At 68.1% G+C, this 19,381-nt stretch carries 22 protein-coding genes; 9 read left to right on the top strand and 13 right to left on the bottom strand.

What is annotated here, in order from left to right:
* Positions 1-158: 158 nt before the first annotated feature.
* Positions 159-1,211, top strand: coding sequence for a glycosyltransferase family 2 protein (locus AOZ53_RS23815; protein ID WP_054476605.1), 1,053 nt, complete (start codon positions 159-161; stop codon positions 1,209-1,211).
* Positions 1,211-2,800: an ArnT family glycosyltransferase gene (locus tag AOZ53_RS23810; RefSeq protein WP_054476608.1), complete on the top strand. Its 1,590-nt coding sequence runs from the start codon at positions 1,211-1,213 to the stop codon at positions 2,798-2,800. Before AOZ53_RS23815 ends, AOZ53_RS23810 begins: the two co-directional genes overlap by 1 nt.
* Here AOZ53_RS23810 and AOZ53_RS23805 read toward each other — a convergent pair.
* Positions 2,757-3,152 (bottom strand): GtrA family protein, encoded by a 396-nt coding sequence (locus tag AOZ53_RS23805; protein ID WP_082380477.1) that lies wholly within the window; start codon positions 3,150-3,152, stop codon positions 2,757-2,759. The two genes, AOZ53_RS23810 and AOZ53_RS23805, sit on opposite strands and share 44 nt — an antisense overlap.
* Before the next feature lie 36 nt (positions 3,153-3,188).
* Between AOZ53_RS23805 and AOZ53_RS23800 the strand changes: the two genes are divergently transcribed.
* Entirely contained in the window at positions 3,189-4,007 is an 819-nt protein-coding gene (locus AOZ53_RS23800; protein WP_054476610.1) for a ChbG/HpnK family deacetylase, read from the top strand.
* Between the two features lie 58 nt (positions 4,008-4,065).
* On the opposite strand, the gene AOZ53_RS23795 is transcribed toward AOZ53_RS23800, so the two are convergent.
* Positions 4,066-4,929: a LysR family transcriptional regulator gene (locus AOZ53_RS23795; protein ID WP_054476612.1), complete on the bottom strand. Its 864-nt coding sequence runs from the start codon at positions 4,927-4,929 to the stop codon at positions 4,066-4,068.
* 105 nt (positions 4,930-5,034) lie between these two features.
* Here AOZ53_RS23795 and AOZ53_RS23790 point away from each other — a divergent pair, with 105 nt between their 5' ends.
* A complete protein-coding gene (locus AOZ53_RS23790) occupies positions 5,035-5,526 on the top strand; it encodes a multidrug/biocide efflux PACE transporter (RefSeq protein ID WP_054489606.1) in 492 nt (163 codons plus the stop codon).
* Here the strand turns inward: AOZ53_RS23790 and AOZ53_RS23785 are convergent.
* From AOZ53_RS23785 to AOZ53_RS23745, 9 genes are all read right to left on the bottom strand, one after another.
* Positions 5,501-6,151 carry a GntR family transcriptional regulator gene (locus AOZ53_RS23785; protein ID WP_054432716.1) on the bottom strand — a complete coding sequence of 217 codons (651 nt, stop codon included), beginning with the start codon at positions 6,149-6,151 and terminating at the stop codon, positions 5,501-5,503. The two genes, AOZ53_RS23790 and AOZ53_RS23785, sit on opposite strands and share 26 nt — an antisense overlap.
* Positions 6,151-7,116: a branched-chain amino acid ABC transporter permease gene (locus AOZ53_RS23780; RefSeq protein WP_054432715.1), complete on the bottom strand. Its 966-nt coding sequence runs from the start codon at positions 7,114-7,116 to the stop codon at positions 6,151-6,153. The genes AOZ53_RS23785 and AOZ53_RS23780 overlap by 1 nt, the downstream gene beginning before the upstream one ends.
* A gap of 1 nt (position 7,117) precedes the next feature.
* Positions 7,118-8,020 carry a branched-chain amino acid ABC transporter permease gene (locus tag AOZ53_RS23775; RefSeq protein WP_054489604.1) on the bottom strand — a complete coding sequence of 301 codons (903 nt, stop codon included), beginning with the start codon at positions 8,018-8,020 and terminating at the stop codon, positions 7,118-7,120.
* A gap of 112 nt (positions 8,021-8,132) precedes the next feature.
* Positions 8,133-9,338 (bottom strand): ABC transporter substrate-binding protein, encoded by a 1,206-nt coding sequence (locus tag AOZ53_RS23770; RefSeq protein WP_054432713.1) that lies wholly within the window; start codon positions 9,336-9,338, stop codon positions 8,133-8,135.
* Between the two features lie 87 nt (positions 9,339-9,425).
* Positions 9,426-10,145, bottom strand: a complete 720-nt coding sequence (locus tag AOZ53_RS23765) for an ABC transporter ATP-binding protein (RefSeq protein WP_054489602.1) — start codon at positions 10,143-10,145, stop codon at positions 9,426-9,428.
* Complete coding sequence (locus tag AOZ53_RS23760; RefSeq protein ID WP_054476666.1) at positions 10,138-10,893, bottom strand: ABC transporter ATP-binding protein; 756 nt, start codon at positions 10,891-10,893, stop codon at positions 10,138-10,140. The genes AOZ53_RS23765 and AOZ53_RS23760 overlap by 8 nt, the downstream gene beginning before the upstream one ends.
* A 76-nt stretch (positions 10,894-10,969) precedes the next feature.
* Positions 10,970-11,881, bottom strand: coding sequence for a dihydrodipicolinate synthase family protein (locus AOZ53_RS23755; protein ID WP_054489600.1), 912 nt, complete (start codon positions 11,879-11,881; stop codon positions 10,970-10,972).
* 177 nt (positions 11,882-12,058) lie between these two features.
* Positions 12,059-12,946 carry an alpha/beta hydrolase gene (locus AOZ53_RS23750; protein ID WP_054476625.1) on the bottom strand — a complete coding sequence of 296 codons (888 nt, stop codon included), beginning with the start codon at positions 12,944-12,946 and terminating at the stop codon, positions 12,059-12,061.
* Between the two features lie 71 nt (positions 12,947-13,017).
* Positions 13,018-13,905, bottom strand: coding sequence for a LysR family transcriptional regulator (locus AOZ53_RS23745; protein ID WP_054489598.1), 888 nt, complete (start codon positions 13,903-13,905; stop codon positions 13,018-13,020).
* 96 nt (positions 13,906-14,001) lie between these two features.
* Between AOZ53_RS23745 and AOZ53_RS23740 the strand changes: the two genes are divergently transcribed.
* The gene (locus AOZ53_RS23740) at positions 14,002-14,406 is read left to right on the top strand and encodes a CidA/LrgA family protein (RefSeq protein WP_054476628.1); all 405 of its coding nucleotides are present in this window, start codon (positions 14,002-14,004) and stop codon (positions 14,404-14,406) included.
* Positions 14,396-15,088, top strand: a complete 693-nt coding sequence (locus AOZ53_RS23735) for an LrgB family protein (protein WP_054432707.1) — start codon at positions 14,396-14,398, stop codon at positions 15,086-15,088. Before AOZ53_RS23740 ends, AOZ53_RS23735 begins: the two co-directional genes overlap by 11 nt.
* A 10-nt stretch (positions 15,089-15,098) precedes the next feature.
* Here AOZ53_RS23735 and AOZ53_RS23730 read toward each other — a convergent pair whose 3' ends face one another.
* On the bottom strand, positions 15,099-15,743 hold the full coding sequence (locus AOZ53_RS23730) for a LysE family translocator (RefSeq protein ID WP_054432706.1): 645 nt from the start codon (positions 15,741-15,743) through the stop codon (positions 15,099-15,101).
* Positions 15,740-16,657 (bottom strand): DMT family transporter, encoded by a 918-nt coding sequence (locus AOZ53_RS23725; RefSeq protein WP_054489596.1) that lies wholly within the window; start codon positions 16,655-16,657, stop codon positions 15,740-15,742. The genes AOZ53_RS23730 and AOZ53_RS23725 overlap by 4 nt, the downstream gene beginning before the upstream one ends.
* Positions 16,658-16,793: 136 nt before the next feature.
* Here AOZ53_RS23725 and AOZ53_RS23720 point away from each other — a divergent pair, with 136 nt between their 5' ends.
* The 3 genes from AOZ53_RS23720 to AOZ53_RS23710 all read left to right on the top strand — a co-directional run bounded on the left by AOZ53_RS23720 (position 16,794) and on the right by AOZ53_RS23710 (position 19,170).
* Positions 16,794-18,227, top strand: coding sequence for an aminotransferase-like domain-containing protein (locus AOZ53_RS23720; protein WP_054432704.1), 1,434 nt, complete (start codon positions 16,794-16,796; stop codon positions 18,225-18,227).
* A gap of 46 nt (positions 18,228-18,273) precedes the next feature.
* Positions 18,274-18,618, top strand: a complete 345-nt coding sequence (locus tag AOZ53_RS23715) for a protein tyrosine phosphatase family protein (RefSeq protein ID WP_025137488.1) — start codon at positions 18,274-18,276, stop codon at positions 18,616-18,618.
* A gap of 87 nt (positions 18,619-18,705) precedes the next feature.
* Entirely contained in the window at positions 18,706-19,170 is a 465-nt protein-coding gene (locus AOZ53_RS23710) for a universal stress protein (RefSeq protein WP_006388728.1), read from the top strand.
* Positions 19,171-19,381: the final 211 nt, after the last annotated feature.

The raw sequence follows: 19,381 nt of genomic DNA, 5'->3' as shown, positions 1-19,381 counted from the left end.
GGGGACAGAGATTTACGCGACTTTATATCCCTGGCGGCGCCGCTCCCTAGAATCGCCGGAATGCGACCAGTCTTATAGCCGTGGCATTTGATGAAAATTCGACGATGGCTTGCGCATACTGCCCGGCATAACGTCCCGCATTCCAATTTCAGAGCACCATGCATATCCAATTCCGGTCCGAGCCCCAGGGGCAGCAAGTCCTGACCAAAGCGCTTCCCATTGAAGCGCTCTGGGGGACGGCCGCCGCCAATGTGCCTTACGACGCCTGCGTCACCTGCGTCATTCCGTGCCTGAATGAATGTGAGAATCTGCGCGTGCTGCTGCCGCTGCTGCGCAGCCGGCTGGCGGCGTTGTGCACCGGCTGGGAGATCATCGTCGCCGATGACGGCAGCACCGATGGCACCGAGGCGCTGATGGCCGAATGGTCCCAGTACGACGGCTTCCGCTACGTGCAGCTGTCGCGCAATTTCGGCAAGGAAGCCGCGCTCAGCGCCGGGCTCGAAAGCGCCACCGGCGACGTCGTGATCTGCCTGGACGCGGACATGCAGCATCCGCCCGCGCTGATCGAGCAGATGCTGGCCCGCTGGGCCGCCGGCGCCGAAATGGTCTACGCCGTGCGCGAAACCCGCAGCGACGAATCCTGGGTCAAGCGCACCGGCGCCCGCTGGTTCTACAAGCTGCTGAGCGGCGCCCGCGGCGTCGATGTGCCGGCCCACGCCGGCGACTTCCGCCTGATGAGCCGCAACGTGGTGGACGCGCTGAACGCCTTGCCCGAGCGCACCCGCTTCATGAAGGGCCTGTACGCCTGGGTCGGTTTCAAGGGCGAGGCGCTGCCTTACACCCCCGACGAACGCATGCACGGCGACAGCCGCTTCGGCAGCATGCGCCTGGCGCGGCTGGCGCTGGACGGCCTGACCGCCTTCACCACCTGGCCCCTGCGCCTGGTCAGCCTGGTCGGCGTGCTGTTCGCCGTGCTGGCGATGGCCTACGCGGTTTACCTGGTGATCGACTTCCTGGTGTCCGGCAACCCGGTATCGGGCTGGACCACCATCGTGACGGCCGTGCTGTTCTTCGCCGGCGTCAATCTGATCTCGCTGGGCGTGGTGGGCGAATACGTCGCCCGTATCTTCGACGAGGTCAAGGGGCGCCCGCTGTTCGTCGTGCGCCGCCGCCAGGGGCAGGCCGCCCGCACCGACAAGGTCGCACACTGATGGCCGCCGCGATGCAACAGCCGGCGCGTTCCAATTGGATCCCGCCGGCGGGCAGGTTCCTGCTCGCGATTGGCTTCTGGCTGGCCTTCCTGGCCTGGGTTCGGCCCCTGACGCTGCCCGACGAGGGCCGTTACGCGGGCGTCGCCTGGGACATGCTGCGCAGCGGTTCGCACATGGTGCCGCTGCTGGACGGCATGCCGTATTTCCACAAGCCGCCGCTGTACTACTGGCTGACCGAGCTGTCCTTCACCGTGTTCGGCGTGCATCCGTGGGCCGCGCGCCTGCCGTCGCTGCTGGCCTCCTGGGCCGCGATCGCCGCGCTGTACGCCTTCGTGCGGCGCTACCGCGACGCCGCCACCGCGACGCTGACCGCGCTGGTGCTGGCCACCGTGCCGTTCTTCTACGGCGGTTCGCAGTTCGCCAACCTGGACATGCTGGTCGCCGGCATGATCACGCTGTGCGTGCTGGCCGCGGCCGACACCGCGTTGCGCGTCGAGCGCGGCGAGGCCTATCGCTGGATGTCGCTGGCCGCCGCCGCGCTGGCCGGCCTGGCGGTCCTGGCCAAGGGTCTGATCGGCCTGGTGTTGCCGGGCGCCATCCTGTTCATCTGGCTGGTCTGGAGCCGCCGCTGGCGCGGCCTGGGCGCGCTGGTCTGGCCGCCCGCGCTGCTGGTGTTCGCGGTGGTCGCGGTGCCGTGGTTCGCGCTGATGCAGATCCGCTATCCCGGGTTCTACGACTACTTCTTCGTCTACCAGCATTTCCAGCGCTTCGCCGCCACCGGTTTCAACAATGCCCAGCCGTTCTGGTTCTACCTGCCCGTGGTGGTCGGACTGAGCCTGCCGTGGTCCCTGTGGGGCGGCGGCATCCTGCGCAAGGCGTTCTGGGCCGAGGGCCCGCAGCGCGACCTGCGCCGCCTGGCGCTGGTCTGGTTCGTGGTGGTGGTGGGCTTCTTCTCGCTGCCCAACTCCAAACTGGTCGGCTACGTGCTGCCGGCGCTGCCGCCGCTGGCCTTCCTGCTGGCCGAAGTGATCGTGGCCGCGGGCCGCCAGAAGGCCGATGTGCTGACGCCGCGCCTGGTGCGCATCTGCGCCGCTGTTGGCGCCGGCATCTGCGTGCTGGCCATCGGCATCGCCGCCCACTCCGCCCGTGGCAGCGCCGGCCCGCTGGCCGCGCAGATCCGCTCGCTGGCGCAGCCCGGCGATACCTTCGTGTCGCTGCATACCTATCCGTTCGACCTGGCGCTGTACGCCAAGGCGCCCAACCCGACCTGGGTGGTGGACGACTGGCTCAATCCGGAAGTGCCGGTGCGCGACAACTGGCGCAAGGAACTCTACGACGCCGCCAAGTTCGAGCCCCAGGTCGGCAAGCAGGTGCTGATCAGCGCCGAGGAATTCCAGGCCCGCCTGTGCGCGGCGCCCGATGGCGCGCGCTACTGGGTCTGGGGCACGCGCTCGGATGCCGGCAGCTATGCCGCGCTGGCCGGCCGCGAGCCGACGGCGACCAGCGTGAAATACGTGATGTGGCAGGTGGTGTCGGACGCCGCCTTCAAGCAGCGGGCTTGTGGCGGAACGCCCAAAGCCGGCTCGTGATGAAGGTGCCGACCGCCAATGCGATCAGGATGATTGCCAGCAGGACGTCATAGCGAACGGCCGTTACCCGTAGCAACCAGGCGTAAGCCGATTCATTGATGACGAAGCCGATGGCTGAAATGAAGAAGAAACGGCGAACTGCTATGGTCCAGGGTGTTGTCGAATGTCTGAACGTGAGCCGGTAATGCCCGCTGAAGGACACCACGAACGCCACCAGCCAGCCGATCAGGTTGGCCAGGAGTGGCGCGGCGCCGAAGGCTTCCACGCTGGCGACGGCGATGCCCCAGTGGGTGGCGGCCGCTGCGCATCCGACGGCGATGAACAGGCTGACTTGTTGAAGCAGGGCGCGCATGCGGGGCGTGTCGAAGAGAAATGGCGGGGTGAGAGCTTGACCAAGCGCATTGTGGTCTGCGGTGATGATTTTGGCATGAATGCCGACATTGATGAAGGCATGATCGTGCTGGCGGGCATGGGCCGGCTGAGCGCGGTCAGCTGCCTGTCGCTGGGACCGACTTTCGTCGCCAATGCGCCGCGCCTGGCGGCGCTCGATGCCGACCTCGGCCTGCATGTGAACTTCACCGAGCCGCTCGGTTCGGGCGCCGACGCGGACCTGCCGTCGCTGTCGCGCCTGATCCTGCGCGCCTACGCCGGGCGCCTGGACGCGGACTGGGTCGACCAGCACCTGACGCGCCAGTTCGACGCGTTCGAGGCCGCTTTCGGCCGCGCGCCCGATTATGTGGACGGGCACCAGCACGTGCACCAGCTGCCGATTATCCGCGACCGTCTGCTGCGGCTGCTCAAGCAGCGCTACGGCGCCCGCATGCCCTGGCTGCGCCAGACCGCGCCGGGCATGTTGAGCGGCATCCCGCTCAAGGAGTCCATCAAGGCGCGCATCATCGGTGCGCTGGGCGCGGCCGCGCTGGGTCGCCAGGCCCGCGACGAAGGCCTGCGCACCAACCGCCGGCTGCTGGGCGTCTATGGTTTCGAGGGCGGCAAGCGGCGCTATGCCGACCTGCTGCAGAACTGGTTGTTCAATGCCCGCGATTGCGATCTGCTGATGTGCCATCCGGCCAAGAACAGCCGCGGAGACAGCGCCATGGCGCGCCAGCGCCGCGCGGAATTCGACGTGCTGGCCTGCCCCAAGCTGGGCGACTGGCTGGCCGCCAACGGCGTGCGCATCTCGCGCCTGCCGCTCAGCGCGCGCTAGGCCTTGCGGGACGGGCGGGCGCGCCAGGCGCCAAGGCCGGCTCCCGCGCCTTCCATCATCAGGCCCGCGTCAGGCTCTGCAGCAGCCAGGCGCCGGCCGGCCCCAGCGGGCGGCGGGTCGACCACACCGCGTCCACCCGGATCTGACGCGGCCAGCCCGGCACCGCCAGTTCCACCAGTTGCCCGCGGCCGAAGCGTTGCAGCATCCAGCGCGGCAGCTCGGTCCAGCCGAATCCCAGCGTGGCCATTTCCAGCAGCATCAGGTAGCCCGGCGCCGACCAGGTCGACTGAGACGGCGCGGGGTCCTTGTCATCCAGCTCGTAGGTGCTCAGGCGCAGCTCGCGCTCGGTCTTCAGGTGATCCTTGGTGACTCCCGACAGCGCCGCCAGCGGATGGCCGCGACCCACGCACAGCACGATCTCCGAGGCCTCGCGCAGCGTCGCGTGGGCCATGTCCGGCGGATAGCTTTCCTGCGCCGCCATCAGCCCCAGGTGGGCGCGGCCCTGCTGCACCAGCGCCACCACATCCTCGTATTCCGCGATCAGGCACTCGAAGCGCAGCGCCGGATAGCGCTGGTCGATCTGGCTGAGCATGTTCTCAAAGGTTTCGGACTGAAACGTATCCGACAGCACCACGGTCAGGCGCGGCTCCAGTCCGGCCGACAGCTGGCTGGCGCTGCGGTTCAGGCGGTCATTGGCCGCCAGCACCTGCAAGGCCTGGCCCAGCAGCACCTGGCCGGCCTCGGTCAGGGACGGCTGGCGCTGGCTGCGGTCGAACAGCGTCACGTTCAGGTCGACCTCGAGGTTGGCGATGGTCTCGCTGACAGTGGACTGGCTCTTGCCCAGCTTGCGGGCCGCGGCCGAAAACGTGCCCTCGGCAGCCACCTGGGCGAAGGTGGCCAGGGATTCCAGGGAATGGCGCATGGTCGGGTGTTGTATCGGATTTTCCGATGGATTCTATCTTTATCGTACCGGAAATATCGTCGAAAATCCCCCGGTCACTGAAACAAACGACCTCAGAGGTGGGTCATGACACAAGCCAAGAAAACCATCAAAGAGCGCTTCATCCACGCTTTCCTGTTCGAAATCCTCGCCATCGGTCTGTGCGCGCCGGTGGCCGCCTGGGCCATGGGCAAGTCGCTGTTCGAAATGGGCGTGCTGACCGCCGTGATCGCCTGGGTCGCGCTCGTCTGGAACATGATCTACAACGCCGGCTTCGACCGCCTGGAGAACCGCCTGGGCATCACCCGCAACCTGCGCGTGCGCGTGATCCACGCGTTCGGCTTCGAGCTCGGGCTGATCCTGATCGTGATCCCGCTGGCCGCCTGGTGGCTGAACATCAGCCTGTGGCAGGCCTTCGTGCTGGACATCGCGCTGGTGCTGTTCTACCTGCCGTACGCCTTCTTCTACAACCTGGGCTACGACCGCGCCCGCCCGCGCGTCCTGGCCTGGCTGGCGCGCGGCGCCAAGGACGCCGCCGCCCCGGCCGCGAGCGCTACGCGTCAATCACCTTGCGCGTAAACATCTCCAGGTAGTCCATCAGCGAATCCGCGCCCTGGATGGCCGCCGCTTCGTCGCCCGTGGCGATGCCGGCGGCCATGGCCATGTGGCGGCGCGCGCCTTCGGCGATGTCGCCCTCGTGCTGGTAGGCGTACCAGAAGCGGCGGCACTGGATGATCAGCGGTTCCACCGCATTCACCGCCGACACGTTGCGACAGGCGCTGTGACAGACGTGGTCGAGCAACTGGTCGGCCTGCATGTAGTCGTCCAGGTTGCCGCCCTCGGCCGCGCGCACCATCTGCGTCGCGCATTCGACGATCTGGCCGCGCTGCGCCGGCGTGGCGCGGCGCGCGGCGCTGGCGGCGATCAGCTGCTCCAGCGCCCGGCGGGTCTGGATCAGGTCCATGTGGTCGGCCAGCTGGATCATCGAGACCCGCAGGCCGCGCCGCGGTTCCTGGCGGATCAGGCCGGCCGCCACCATGCGCAGCAAGGCTTCGCGCAGCGGGGTGCGGCCCAGGCCGGTCTTTTCGACCAGATCGGCTTCCACGACCGCGCTGCCCGGCTGCAATTGCAGGGTGGCGATCATGCTTTCGATCTGGTCGTAGGCGACGTCGGCGGCGCGCCGTTTGGGTTCTGCTCCTGCCATCAACGGTTGTTTTCCTTCGTTTTGCGCCACTGCGTGTAGGCCAGCCATTCGCCGACGAACCCGCGCCGGAAGAACGACACGCACAACACGAAAATCAACCCGATGACGATGGTGACGACATCGCCCAGGGTGGCCAGGTAGTTCTGCAGGCTGACGACCAGCGTGGCGCCCACCACGGGGCCCCATACGGTGCCGATCCCGCCCAGCAGCGTCATCAGCAGGACTTCGGTGGAGGTGGCCAGCGACACGTCGTTGAGCGCCACCAGCTGCAGCACCAGCGCCTTGAGCGAACCCGCCAGGCCGGCCACCGAGGCCGACAGCACGAACGCCAGCAGCTTGCACCGATCCGTATCGTACCCCAGCGAAATCGCCCGCGGCGCGTTGTCGCGGATGGTCTTGAGCACTTGTCCGAAGGGCGAATGGATGACCCGGTAGACGAACAGGAACCCGAGCACGAACACGCCGAGCGTGAAGTAATACATGTTGGTGTCGGCGCTCAGGTCGACCAGGCCCAGGAACTTGCCGCGCGGAATGCCCTGCATGCCGTCCTCGCCGCGGGTCCAGCGGACCTGCACCGCCATGAAGTAGGCCACCTGCGACAGCGCCAGCGTGATCATGGCGAAATAGATACCGGTGCGGCGGATCGCCAGCCAGCCGATCGCATAGCCGATGGCGGCGGCCATGGCCACGCCGCACAGTATCGCCAGCTCGGGCGGCAGGCCGGCCGCGCCGTACAGGATCATCATTTCGCCGGCCGCATAGCCGGCCCAGCCGAAGAAGGCGGCATGGCCGAACGACACCAGGCCGGTGAAGCCGGTCAGCAGGTTGAAGGCCAGCGCGAACAGCGCGAAGCACAGCACCTTCATCACGAACACCGGATAGACCACTTGCGGGAACCACGGGACCAGCAGCGCCGGCACCAGCAGCAGCGCCAGGATGCGGATGGAAAGAGGGAAGCGCGACACCTTATTTCTCCTTGCCGAACAGGCCCGCGGGGCGCCTCAGCAGCACCACCGCCATCACGATGAACACGACCACGGTGGACGCTTCGGGGTAGAACACCTTGGCCAGGCCTTCCAGCAGGCCCAGCGCCAGGCCGGTGACGATGGCGCCCATGATCGAGCCGAGGCCGCCGATCACCACCACCGCGAACACGATATTGAGCAGGTTGGAGCCCATCAGCGGGTTGATCTGCATGACGGGCGCGGCCAGCACGCCCGCCACGCCGGCCAGCGCCACGCCGAAGCCGTAGGTCAGCGTGATCATCACCGGCACGTTGACGCCAAAGGCCTGCAGCAGCCGGGCGTTCTCGGTGCCGGCGCGCAGCAGCGCGCCCAGGCGGGTGCGCTCGAACAGGTACCAGGTCAGCAGGCACAGCAGCAGCGACGCCACCACCACGAAGGCGCGGTACGCCGGCAGGAACATGAAGCCCAGGTCGAAGCCGCCCTGCAGGATCTCGGGCGGCTCGTAGCCCACGCCGGAAATGCCGTAGAAGTAGCGGAACCCGCCTTCCATCATCAGCGCGATGCCGAAGGTCAGCAGCAGGCCGTACAGGTGGTCCAGGTGATAGAGCCGCTTGAGCAGCGTCTTTTCGATGACCACGCCGACCGCGCCGACGAGCAGCGGCGCCAGCACCAGCGCCGCCCAGAAATTGATCTGCGCGCCCGGGCCCAGCAGCTGCGGCAGCTGGGTGAAGCCGATCCACGCCAGGAACGCCGCCATCATGAACTGGGCGCCATGGGTGAAATTGACGATGTTGAGCAGGCCGAAGATGATGGCCAGCCCCATGCTGAGAATGGCGTAGAAGCAGCCGTTGATCAGCCCCACCAGCAGTTGGGCGAGCAGGGCGGGAAGCGAGATGTCGAACATAGTGGGCGGCGGTCGGACACGGGACGCGTCGGTTTGCGGGAGGCGCGCGTTGCCGCGCGCCGCGGGCGGATCGAACCGGCGCCGGGCGCAAGCCGCCCGGCGCCGGCGGGCGTCATGACTTGTTCAGGGGGCAGGCGGCTTGCGGCTTGGGGAAGACTTCGTCGCCCTTGAGCACGGCCTTGACGTGGTAGTAGTCCCACGGCGCCTTGGACTCGGCCGGCGCCTTCACCTGCAACAGCAGCATGTCGTGCACCAGCGCGCCGTCCGCGCGCAGCTTGCCGTTGCGGATCACGGCGTCGTTGATGGTCATTTCGCGCAGCTTGGCCATGACCGCCGGCGCCTCGTCGGTGCCGGCCGCCTCGATCGCCTTCAGGTACGACAGCGTGGCCGAATAGACCCCGGCCTGCGAGGCCGTCGGCATTTTCTTGGCCTTCTCGAAGAACTTCTTGGCCCAGGCGCGCGAGGCGTCGTCGTAGTCCCAGTAGAACGCCTCGGTCAGGTACATGCCCTGCGCCTTGGCCAGGCCCATGCTGTGCACGTCCGAGATGTAGGTCAGCAGCGGCGCCACGATCTGCTTCTTGGTGATGCCGAACTCATTGGCCTGCTTGACCGCGTTGACGGTGTCGTTGCCGGCGTTGGCCAGGGCGATCACGTCGGCCTTGGAGGCCTGCGCCTTCAGCAGGAACGACGAGAAATCGTTGCCGGGGAAGGGGTGGCGCGATACGCCTACGACGCTGCCGCCGTTCTCCTGGATGACTTCGGTCGCGTCCTTCTCCAGCGAATGGCCGAACGTGTAGTCGGCGGTGATGAAGTACCAGGTCTTCTTGCCTTCCTTGACCAGCGCGCGCGCCGTGCCGGCCGCCAGCGCATAGGTGTTGGTGGTCCACTGCGCATTCAGCGGCGAGCATTTCTCGCCCAGGATCGCGGTCGACAGGCCCGCGGACGGCATGGTCACGCGGTTCTTCTGGCGCGCGATCTCCATCACGGCCAGCGCGGTCGACGCGGTGGGGAAGTCGGTGATCATGTCGACCTTGCCCTGGTCGAACCATTCGCGCGCCAGGTTGGCGGCGACGTCGGGCTTGTTCTGGTGGTCGGCGGCCACCACTTCGACCGGCTTGCCCAGCACCTTGTTGCCCATTTCCTCGGCCGCCATGCGCGCCGCGATCACCGAGCCGTTGCCGGCCAGGTCGGAATAGACGCCGGACAGGTCGGTCAGCACGCCGACCTTGACGATGCCGTCGCTGATGCCGGCCTCGGCGTGGGCGACGCCTGCCAGGCCGATGGCGCACAGCGCCGCTGCGATTCGATTCAATTTCATCTGACTACGCTCCGTATGGGAATGGGGGGACTGCGGTCGGAAGCACCACGGGAAACTGCAACGACGGGGAACTGCGCGCGACGGCCCTCAGATGCCGAGCAAGGCGTTGAGCCGGTCCTGCGACCGCTCGACTTCGGCCCGCTCGATCACGGCGGCCACCTGGCCATGCTCGATGACGTAATGGCGGTCGGCCAGGTGCCGGGCGAAGCGGAAGTTCTGCTCGACCAGCACGGTGGTGTAGCCGCGCTCCTGCAATTGCCGGATCACCCGGCCCAGCGCCTGCACGATGACGGGCGCCAGGCCTTCGGTGATTTCATCGAGCAGCAGCAGGCGGGCGCCGGTGCGCAGGATGCGCGCCATCGCCAGCATCTGCTGCTCGCCGCCCGACAGCCGGGTGCCGGGGCTGTGGGCGCGTTCCTTCAGGTTGGGGAACATCGTGTAGATCTCTTCCACCGACATGCCGTCCGGCCCCACCGAGGGCAGCAGCATGAGGTTCTCCTCGGCGGTCAGCGAGGCGTAGATGCCGCGCTCTTCGGGGCAATAGCCGATGCCCCGGCGCGCGATCTTGTGCGGCGGCAGGCCGATGGTCTCCTGGCCTTGCACCTTGATGGAGCCGCTGCGCCGGCCCACCAGGCCCAGCACCGACTTCAGGGTCGAACTGCGGCCGGCGCCATTGCGGCCCAGCAGCGTGATGCACTCGCCCGCCTTCACGTCCAGGTCGATGCCGTGCAGGATGTGCGATTCGCCATACCAGGCGTGCAGGCCGCGGATTTCCAGCATGGACCGCGCCGGGGTCTTGTCATTCATCTTCCGCTCCCATGTACGCTTCGCGCACCGCGGGGTTCGCGGATACCTCGGCGTACGGACCCTCGGCCAGGATCTCGCCGCGTTGCAGGACGGTGATGGTGTCGCAGATGTCGGCCACCACCTTCATGTTGTGTTCCACCATCAGGATGCTGCGGCCCGCCGAGACCTGCTTGATCAGGTGCTTGACGCGGTCCACGTCCTCGTGGCCCATGCCCTGGGTCGGCTCATCCAGCAACAGCAGTTCGGGCTCCAGCGCCAGCGTGGTGGCGATCTCCAGCGTGCGCTTGCGGCCGTAGGGCAGGTCGCCCGCGGCCACGTCCAGCTGCGCGCGCAGGCCGACCTGGTCGAGCAGCTCCTCGACCCGCGCATGCAGCCGCTCCAGCGAGCGCTCCGAACGCCAGAAGCAATAGTCCACGCCCAGCTTGCGCTGCAAGGCCACGCGCACGTTCTCGCGCACCGACAATTGCGGGAACACCGCCGAGATCTGGAACGAGCGCACGATGCCGCGCCGCGCCGTCTGCGCCGGCCGTTCGCCGGTGATGTCGACGCCGTCGTAGACGATCGCGCCGCGGGTCGGGATGTGGAACTTGGTGAGCAGGTTGAAGACCGTGGTCTTGCCGGCCCCGTTGGGTCCGATCAGGGCATGGATCGCGCCGCGCCTGACGCTCAGGTTGACGTCGTTGACCGCCACGAAGCCGCGGAATTCCTTGGTGAGGCCCCGGGTCTGAAGGATGATGTCGCTGTGCATGGTGTCCGAGAGGCTGGCGCAAGGACGGCGCGCCACGGCCATGCGGGCGCGCCGGTCCTGCTTCGGGCTGGGTCGCTTACTTCGACTGGTATTGCCGCGGCCGCTTGGCCAGCGCCGCTTCGATGATGCCGGCGCAGCGCTCGCGCTCGGCGCCCACCAGCGGCAGGCGCGGACGGCGCACGTGCTCGTTGCCGACGCCGGCCAGGGTCTCGGCCAGCTTGATGTTCTGCACCAGCTTGGTCGAGACGTCCAGGTGCAGCAGCGGCGTGAACCACTGGTACAGCGCCAGCGCTTCCTGCCACTTGCCGGCCTTCATCAGGTCGTACAGGGCCACGGTCTCGCGCGGGAACGCGGTCACCAGGCCGGCCAGCAGGCCGTCGGCGCCCAGCGCCAGGGCTTCGAACGACAGGTCGTCGACGCCGATGAACAGCTGGAAGCGGTCGCCCAGTTTGTTGCGCAGGTCGGTCACGCGGCGGATGTCGTCGCTGCTTTCCTTGATCGCCACCAGCCATGGGCAGTCGGCCAGCTCGGCCATGTGCTCGGGCTTGAGGTCGACGCGGTAGGCGACCGGGTTGTTGTAGATCATGCAGGGCTTGGCGGCGGCCTCGGCCATGGTGCGGATGCTCTGCATCGCCTCGCGCGCATCGGCCACGTAGATCAGCGAGGGCATCAGCATGAAGCCGTCCACGCCCAGTTCCACCGCCGCCTTGATGAAGCGCAGCGCCTCGCGGGTGCTGGTCTCTGACACGTTGGCCAGCACCGGGATGCGGCCGCCGCTGACTTCCACGGCGCAACGCGTCACCGCCAGCTTTTCCTCCAGCGTCAGGGTGCTGGCTTCGCCGAGCGAACCGCAGGTGACGAGGCCATGCACGCCGTTGTCGATCAGGAAGCTGAAATGCTTGCGCATCGCTTCGAAGTCGAGGGTTTCGTCGGCATGGAATTTACTGGTTACGGCAGGAAAGACGCCCTGCCAACGCACGTTACTCAACTTGATTCTCCTCGGATGGCCGGCGCCGCGAAGGAAGAGCGGCGGGTGGGAGAAAGTCTAATATCCGTTAAATATATTTAGAAGATATTTTGATATGGGAGTTTCCCGAGAGCGGGTTTTCCCCCGGGAAAAGACACAATGGGTTGAATAAGGCGATGACGACGCGGGTCTGCCGCGTCAGCCGGCCTTGCGGCGATACGCGCGGCTGGCGTCCTGGATGAAGGTCTTGACGGCGTCGTCGTACTGTTCGCCGCTGCGGAACGCGCCCGAATGGGTGGCGCCCTCGATCTTGACCAGTCGCTTCAGGTCGGGCGAAACGCTGCGCGCGGCCGCGTAGAGTTCGTCGCTCATGGTGTGCGGCACCACGCGGTCGGCGGTGCCGTGCATGAACAGCATCGGCGTGTGCATGGCGGCCAGCTTGTCGACCGAGTCGAACGGCTGCGTCACCAGCAGGCTGGCGCCGGGCACGCGGCCCCACTTCATGGTGGCCAGCATGGCGCTGATGCTGGTGAAGCTGGATTCCACGATCAGGCCGGCGAAGTCGGGCTGGCCCGGCCGCGCGGCCAGGTCGATGGCGATGGCGCCGCCCAGGCTGTGGCCGTAGACGAAACGGCGCGCCGGATCCGGTTGCAGGCGTGCCAGCTCCTTCAGGCCGGCCATGGCGTCTTCGAGCGCGCTGGATTCGGAAGGCAAGCGCGGCGTCGAGGCGCCGAAGCCGCGGTAGTCGATGGCCAGGATCGAATAGCCCTTGCGGGTCCAGCCGTCGATGCGGAAGGCGCTGCCATTGAGGTTCCAGCGCGCGCCGTGCAGATACAGCACGGTGGGCGCGTTGGCTTGCGGGCTTTGCCAGTACCAGGCGCGCACCTTGTCGCCGTTGGCCAGCGCCAGGTCGTAGACCTGGGTGCCCTGGGCCGGCTCGCGCCACCAGGTCTGCGGCTCGGACTGGGGCGAGAAGATGGTCTGGCGCTGCCAGGAGTCGAGCTGCGAGCAGCCGACCACGCTGGCGGCAGCGAGCACGGCGGCGCCGATCAGGCGGCGCAGGGTGGGGCGGGGCAGGGCGGGCATGGAAGATATGACCCGCGCCGACGGGCACGGTTCCGGCGCCAGCATACAACGGCGGGTGTTGGCGGCTCGCGTCAAGCGGTATCCGGATGCATCTCGCGCGCCAGCGCCAGCCAGGCCTGGGCGGCATGCGACAGATAGCCGCCGCGACGCCACACCAGGCCCATCTCCCAGTCCGTGCCGGGATCGCGCAGCGGCACCCGCGCGACGCCCGCGTGCCGTTCCTCGTTGGCCTTCAGGCGCGGCAGGAAGGCCACGCCCATGCCAGCCATGACCAGCGCCACGATGAAGTCGATCTGGCCGCTGCGGGCGGCGATCGCCGGGGCGAAGCCGGCCCGCTGGCAGGCGTCCAGGATGACGCGATTCAGCGCGAAGCCGGTCTCGAACAGGATGAAGGGCGAGTCGCGCAGTTGTTCCAGGCCGATGGCGGCGGCGCGCGCGTCAGCATGGTCGGCGGGCAATAGCGCGATCAGTGGTTCGCGCGCCACCGGCTGCCAGTCGAGCTCGCCGGATTCCGGACGCAGCGAAGCGGCCAGCTCGATCTCGCCGGCCATCACCATTTCCTCGAGCCGATGGCCGCCATGTTCCAGCAGGCTGATCTCGATCTGCGGATAGCGGCTGCGAAAGCGCGCGAACATCGGCGCGAACAGCGCGTTGCTGCCCAGCGGCGGCAGGCCCAGCCGCAACACGCCGCGCTTCAGGCCGCGCAGCTCGTCCAGCTCGGCGTACAGATCGTCGCGTTCGGCCAACATCTTGACCGCGCGCCGGTAAACGATTTCGCCGGCCTCGGTCAGCCGCGGCGGCTGCGCCTGGCGGTCGAGCAGGGGCATGCCGATTTCGTCCTCCAGCTGGCGCACGGCCTTGCTCACCGTGGGCTGGGTGGCGAACACGGTCTTGGCCGCCTGGGAAAAACCGCCCTGACGGACCACCTCCACCAATGCGCGCAAGGGCCGCAGATCCATGGTTATGCCTGATTGGAATGGGTTGGATTCGACAAATTCATTTTATCTATGATGCGGGCAGGCGTAAAACGGTTCCATCCGCTGGAATCCCTCCCCATGTCTCGCCCTCGCTATCCCGTCCTCCTGCGCAGCGTGCTGCGCCGCAGCCGCTTGCTGCAGATCGTCCTCATCACCCTGTTCTCCCTGTTGGGCCAGATGCTGGCCAACGCGGCCGGCCTGCCGGTGCCGGGCGGCGTCATCGGCATGGCGCTGGTGCTGGCGCTGCTGGCTTCGGGCCTGTTGCGGGTGCGCAATGTGCATCGCGGCGCCAGCTGGCTGCTGGGCGAAATGCTGCTGTTCTTCGTGCCCGCGGTGATGTCGCTGCTGGACCATCGCGAATTCCTGGGCGTGCTGGGCGCCAAGCTGCTGGTCGTGATCCTGCTGGGCACCGCGCTGGTCATGGCCGGCACGGCGCTGACGATCGACCTCTGCTACCGCTGGATGAACCGCCATGCGGGCTGAATTCAATCTGCTGTTCTGGCCGCTGGCCACCGTGCTGGCCTATGTCTGCGCGCGCCTGTTCTACCGCCGCTATGCGTACTGGTGGACGTCCACGCTGGTGGTGGCGCCGGCCCTGCTGCTGATGCTGGCGTTGCTGCTGCACACCGGCTACCGCGACTACATGTCCGGCTCGCACTGGCTGATGATGATGCTGGGGCCGGTGATCGTCGCCTTCGCGCTGCCGCTGTACGAGCAGCGCGCGCTGATCCGCCGCTACTGGCCGGTGCTGGCGGCGGGCGTGGTGGTCGGCAGCGCCATCGCCGGTCTCAGCGCCTGGTCGCTGGGCAGCCTGCTTGACCTGCCGCCGGATCTGCGGCTGAGCCTGTTGCCGCGCTCGGTGGCCACGCCGTTCGCGGTGGCGGTGTCGTCGCACGTCGGCGGCGCGCCGGACCTGACCGCGGTGTTCGTCATCGTCACCGGGGTGTTCGGCGCGGCCATCGGCCAGTGCATGCGCCGCTGGCTGCCGCTGCGCTCGGCCCTGGCGCGCGGCGCCCTGTTCGGCATGGGCGCGCATGGCGCCGGCACCGCCAAGGCCCGCGAGCTGGCGGCCGAAGAGGGCGCGGTGGCCGGGCTGGTGATGGTGATGGCGGGGCTGTTCAATGTGCTGGTCACGCCCGCCGTGGTGGTCGCGCTGCTGGCCTGATCCGGCCGCGTCAGTGCAAGGCCTCCAGCGCCACCGGATACAGCGAGGCCACCAGCAGCAGGGCCATGCTGATGTTGAAGGCGCGGATCGCCCAGGGCTTGTGCAGCACGCGCCGCAGGGCGGTGCCGAACGTGACCCAGATGCCGATGCTGGGCAGGTTGACGATGCCGCACACCACCGTGGCGATGACCAGGTTGGCGAAGAAGCCGGCTTGCGGCGTGTAGGTGGCGATCACGCCGACCGCCATCACCCAGGCCTTGGGGTTGACCCACTGGAACGCGGCCGCCTGCAGGAAGGTCATCGGCTTGCCGCTGACGGCGCCATCCTCCATGCCGCCCGAGTTGGCGATCTTCCAGGCCAGGTACAGCAGGTAGGCGGCGCCTACGTACTTGAGCACGGTGTACAGCTGCGGCACCTGTTGGAACACCGACCCCAGCCCCACGCCCACCAGGAAGATCATCAGCGTGAAGCCGAGGTTCACGCCCAGCAGGTGCGGCATGCTGCGGCGAAAGCCGAAGTTCAGGCCGGACGCGGCCAGCATGACGTTGTTCGGCCCGGGCGTGATCGAACTGACCAGGGCGAACAGCGCCAGGGGACCCAGCAAGGACAGGGAAGCGAGCGGCACATCGGCCAGGCTGGCGGGGAACAACGTCATTTCTTGACTCCAATGATCGCGCGGCGTCCGCCGGCGATGACCACGATGACGGCGGCGGCGAACAGGTAGGTGCCCGGGTCCACCGCTTCGTCGAAAAACAGGGCTGCGGCCAGCACCGTCAGGAACGGCTGCAGCAATTGAATCTGCCCGACCCGGGCGATGCCGCCCGCGGCCAGGCCGCGATACCAGGCGAAAAATCCCAGGAACATCGAACCGAACGCCAGGTAGGCGCAGGCCGCGACCACGTCCGCGCGCGGCCAGCCGGGCTGTTGCGCGGCCATCCAGCCCACCGGCGCGGCCAGCACCGGCGCGCTGATCACCAGCGCCCAGCAGATGGTGCGCCAGCCGCCCAGGGTGCGCGCGGCGCGGGCGCCCTCGGCATAACCCAGACCGCCCAGCAGCACCGCCAGCAGCAGCCAGAAATCGCCGATCGACAGCGCGCCGTGGCCCTCGCGCAAGGCGAACGCCGCCACCAGCAAGGCGCCCACCGCGGCCCAGGCCCAGAAAGCGGGCGAGGGCCGTTCACCGCTGCGCCAGGCCGCGAACACGGCGGTCGACAGGGGCAGCAGGCCGTTGAACACCGCGCCGTGCGACGACGCCACGGTCTGCATCGCCAGCGACGAGGCCAGCGGCCAGCCGACCACGATGCCCAGCGCGGCCAGGATCACGCCCGGCCATTCGGCGCGCGCGGGCCGGCGGCTGCGGGTCAGCCACAGCAGCGCCAGGGCCGGCACCGCGGCCAGCAGGGCGCGTCCCAGGCCCACCAGCAGCGGCGGCAGTTCGGTCACCGCCACGCGCGTCATCGGCAGCGTCAGCGAAAACACCAGCACCCCCAGGAAGCCGTAGCCGTAGCCTTCCCTGGGCGACGCGGCGGGGGCGGCCTGGAGGGCGGGATACGGCACGGAGCGGTTCATGGCGGGGCGTCGAAAAATGGGGGCGGTCCGCGGGACTTGCGGGCTGATGCCATTGCTGTCACTCTACGCATAGTTATCGGTACAGTACCGGTACACTTATACATGTCACTTCAACCACTGGCCTGGTGAAATCCCCATGACAGTTGCTTCGCCTTCCATGCCCTGGCAGCCCGTGCGCCAGGCCGACGCCACGCTGGTGGCGCAATTGGCCGACGGCCTGGCCCGGCGCATCGACGAACAGGGGCTGCGCCCCGGCACCCGGCTGCCGTCCATCCGCAAGATGGCCGAACAGTCCGGCGTCAGCCGCTTCACGGTGGTGGAAGCCTACGACCGGCTGGTGGCGCGCGGCCTGGTGCAGTCGCGGCGCGGCGCCGGCTTTTTCGTGCGCGCCCGCAGCGGGCCGCTGGCCCCGGTCGCCGTGCCGGCGTCGACGCAGAATTTCACGCCGCCGGCGCGGGTCGATATCGCCTGGCTGCTGCGCAGTATGTTCCGCGAGGGGGGCGGCCCCGGCATGCCGGGCGGCGCCGGCCTGCTGCCGGCCGACTGGCTCGATCCTGAAATGGTGGCGGGCGCGGTGCGCGCCGTGGGCCGCTCGGTGCGCGGCCATCTCGTGTCCTATGGCCATCCGCAGGGGTTTTCGCCGCTGCGCCAGCAGATCGCCGCCTCGCTGCAAAGCGACGGCGTGCCGGCCCATCCCGAGCGCAACCTGCTCACCACCAACGGCGTCACCCACGCGCTGGACCTGATCGCCCGCCTGCTGGTGCAGCCGGGCGATACCGTGCTGGTCGAGGATCCGGCCTGGTTCGTCATCTTCGGCCGCCTGGCCGCCTTCGGCGCCCGGCTTATCGGCGTGCCGCGCGGCCCCGACGGCCCCGACACCGCCTTGCTCGAGCAACTGGCGGCGCAGCACAAGCCGAAACTGTTCATCATCAACAGCGCGGTCCACAACCCCACCGGCCACACCCTGTCGGCCGGCGCCGCCTACGACATCCTGCGCATCGCCGAGCGCCACGACTTCATGGTGGTGGAAGACGACACCTACGGCGAGCTGCATCCGGGCGGCGCCATGAAGCTGGCGGTGCTGGACCGGCTCAACCGCGTCATCCTGGTCAGCGGCTATTCCAAGATGCTGGCGGCCAGCCTGCGCGTCGGCTACCTGGCCGCCAATCCTGACATCCTGCAGAAACTGGCCGACCTGAAAATGCTGGCCGGGCTGACCTCGCCCGAGCTGGGCGAGCGGGTGGTGCACCGGGTGCTGATGGAAGGGCAGTACCGGCGCCATATCGAGCGCGTGCGGCTGCGGGTGGACGAGGCCCGCCAGCGCTGCCTGAAGGGCCTGCAGAAGCTCGGCCTGACGATCCGGCACGAACCGCAGGCGGGCATGTTCGTGTGGGCCGATTGCGGGCGCGACAGCGAGGTGCTGGCCCGCGCCGCCGCCGACCAGGGCATGCTGCTGGCGCCCGGCACGCTGTTCTCGCCGTCGCAGGGGCCGTCGACCATGTTGCGGTTTTCGGTGCCGATGGTCGATGACCGCGGCGTCTGGAATCTGCTGGAAAAACTTTTCGCCTGAAACGGCTCCTACAATAATACGCAGTCACCCCCATCAAGGAATCGCCATGTCCGCACCGATCAAGCCCCTCACCGAGAACTTCGCCGTCGCCCCGCAACTGGGTCCCGACGACATGGCCGACGTGGCCGCCGCCGGCTACAAGAGCGTCATCATCAACCGTCCCGACTTCGAGGGCGGCCCCGACCAGCCGACCGCCGCCGACGTCTCCAAGGCCGCCGCCGCCGCCGGTCTGAAAATCGAATACCAGCCGGTCGTCGGCAGCGCCATGACCGCGGCCGACGTGGTCCGCTTCGCCGAACTGCTGCGTACCCTGCCGGGTCCGGTGCTGGCGTACTGCCGCACCGGCACCCGCTGCACCAATCTGTTCGCCGCCGCCCAGCAGCTGGGTTGACGCGCATCAAGGACCCCGGGTTCGCTTGATGTGAACCTGGCGGGTTTCCGGTAGCATGGAGCTTCCTCTCAAACAGGAGCAGGCAAGATGTTCAAGAAGATCCTGATTCCCACCGACGGCTCGCCGCTGTCGGCCCAAGCCGCCAACGCCGGCATTTCCTTCGCGCGCTCGGTGGGCGCTGACGTCGTCGCCCTCTACGTGACGCAGCCGTTCGCCGCCACCATCGGTTTCGACGGCATGGCCGCGGCCTACGCCATTACCGACGAAGACTACGAAAAGGCCTCGGCCGAGCAGGCCGACAAGTACCTCAAGCAGATCACCGACCGCGCCGACACCGCCGGCGTGAAGTCCGAGGCGCGCGCCGTGTCCAACTTCAATGTGGCCGACGGCATCGTCCAGGCCGCCGCCGACGCGGGTTGCGACCTGATCTTCATCGGCAGCCACGGCCGCAGCGGCCTGTCGCGCCTGCTGCTGGGCAGCGTCACCGCCAAGGTGCTGTCGCTGGCCAGCACCGCCGTGCTGGTGTACCGCGTCAAGGAAGAAAAGAAGTAATCCCGGCCCGCGCGGCCTGAGTCAGGCCGCTGTCAGGCCCGCCGGCGCCAATGCCGTGCCCAGCCCCTCCCGCCGAGGGGCTTTTTCTTGCCCGCGCCATCCCCTATGGCGCTTATGGCTAAAGCTTGTAAACCGGCTCGCGGCGCGTAATATTTACGGATAAGTGCGGGCGCGGTTTCGCAACACCCGAGCACACCTCTCAACGCGGCAT

Origin of the sequence: Achromobacter sp. 2789STDY5608621 (assembly GCF_001299375.1) — a bacterium.
Taxonomy (GTDB): Bacteria; Pseudomonadota; Gammaproteobacteria; order Burkholderiales; family Burkholderiaceae_B; genus Achromobacter; species Achromobacter insuavis.
This window is presented reverse-complemented; position numbering and strand designations above follow the sequence as displayed.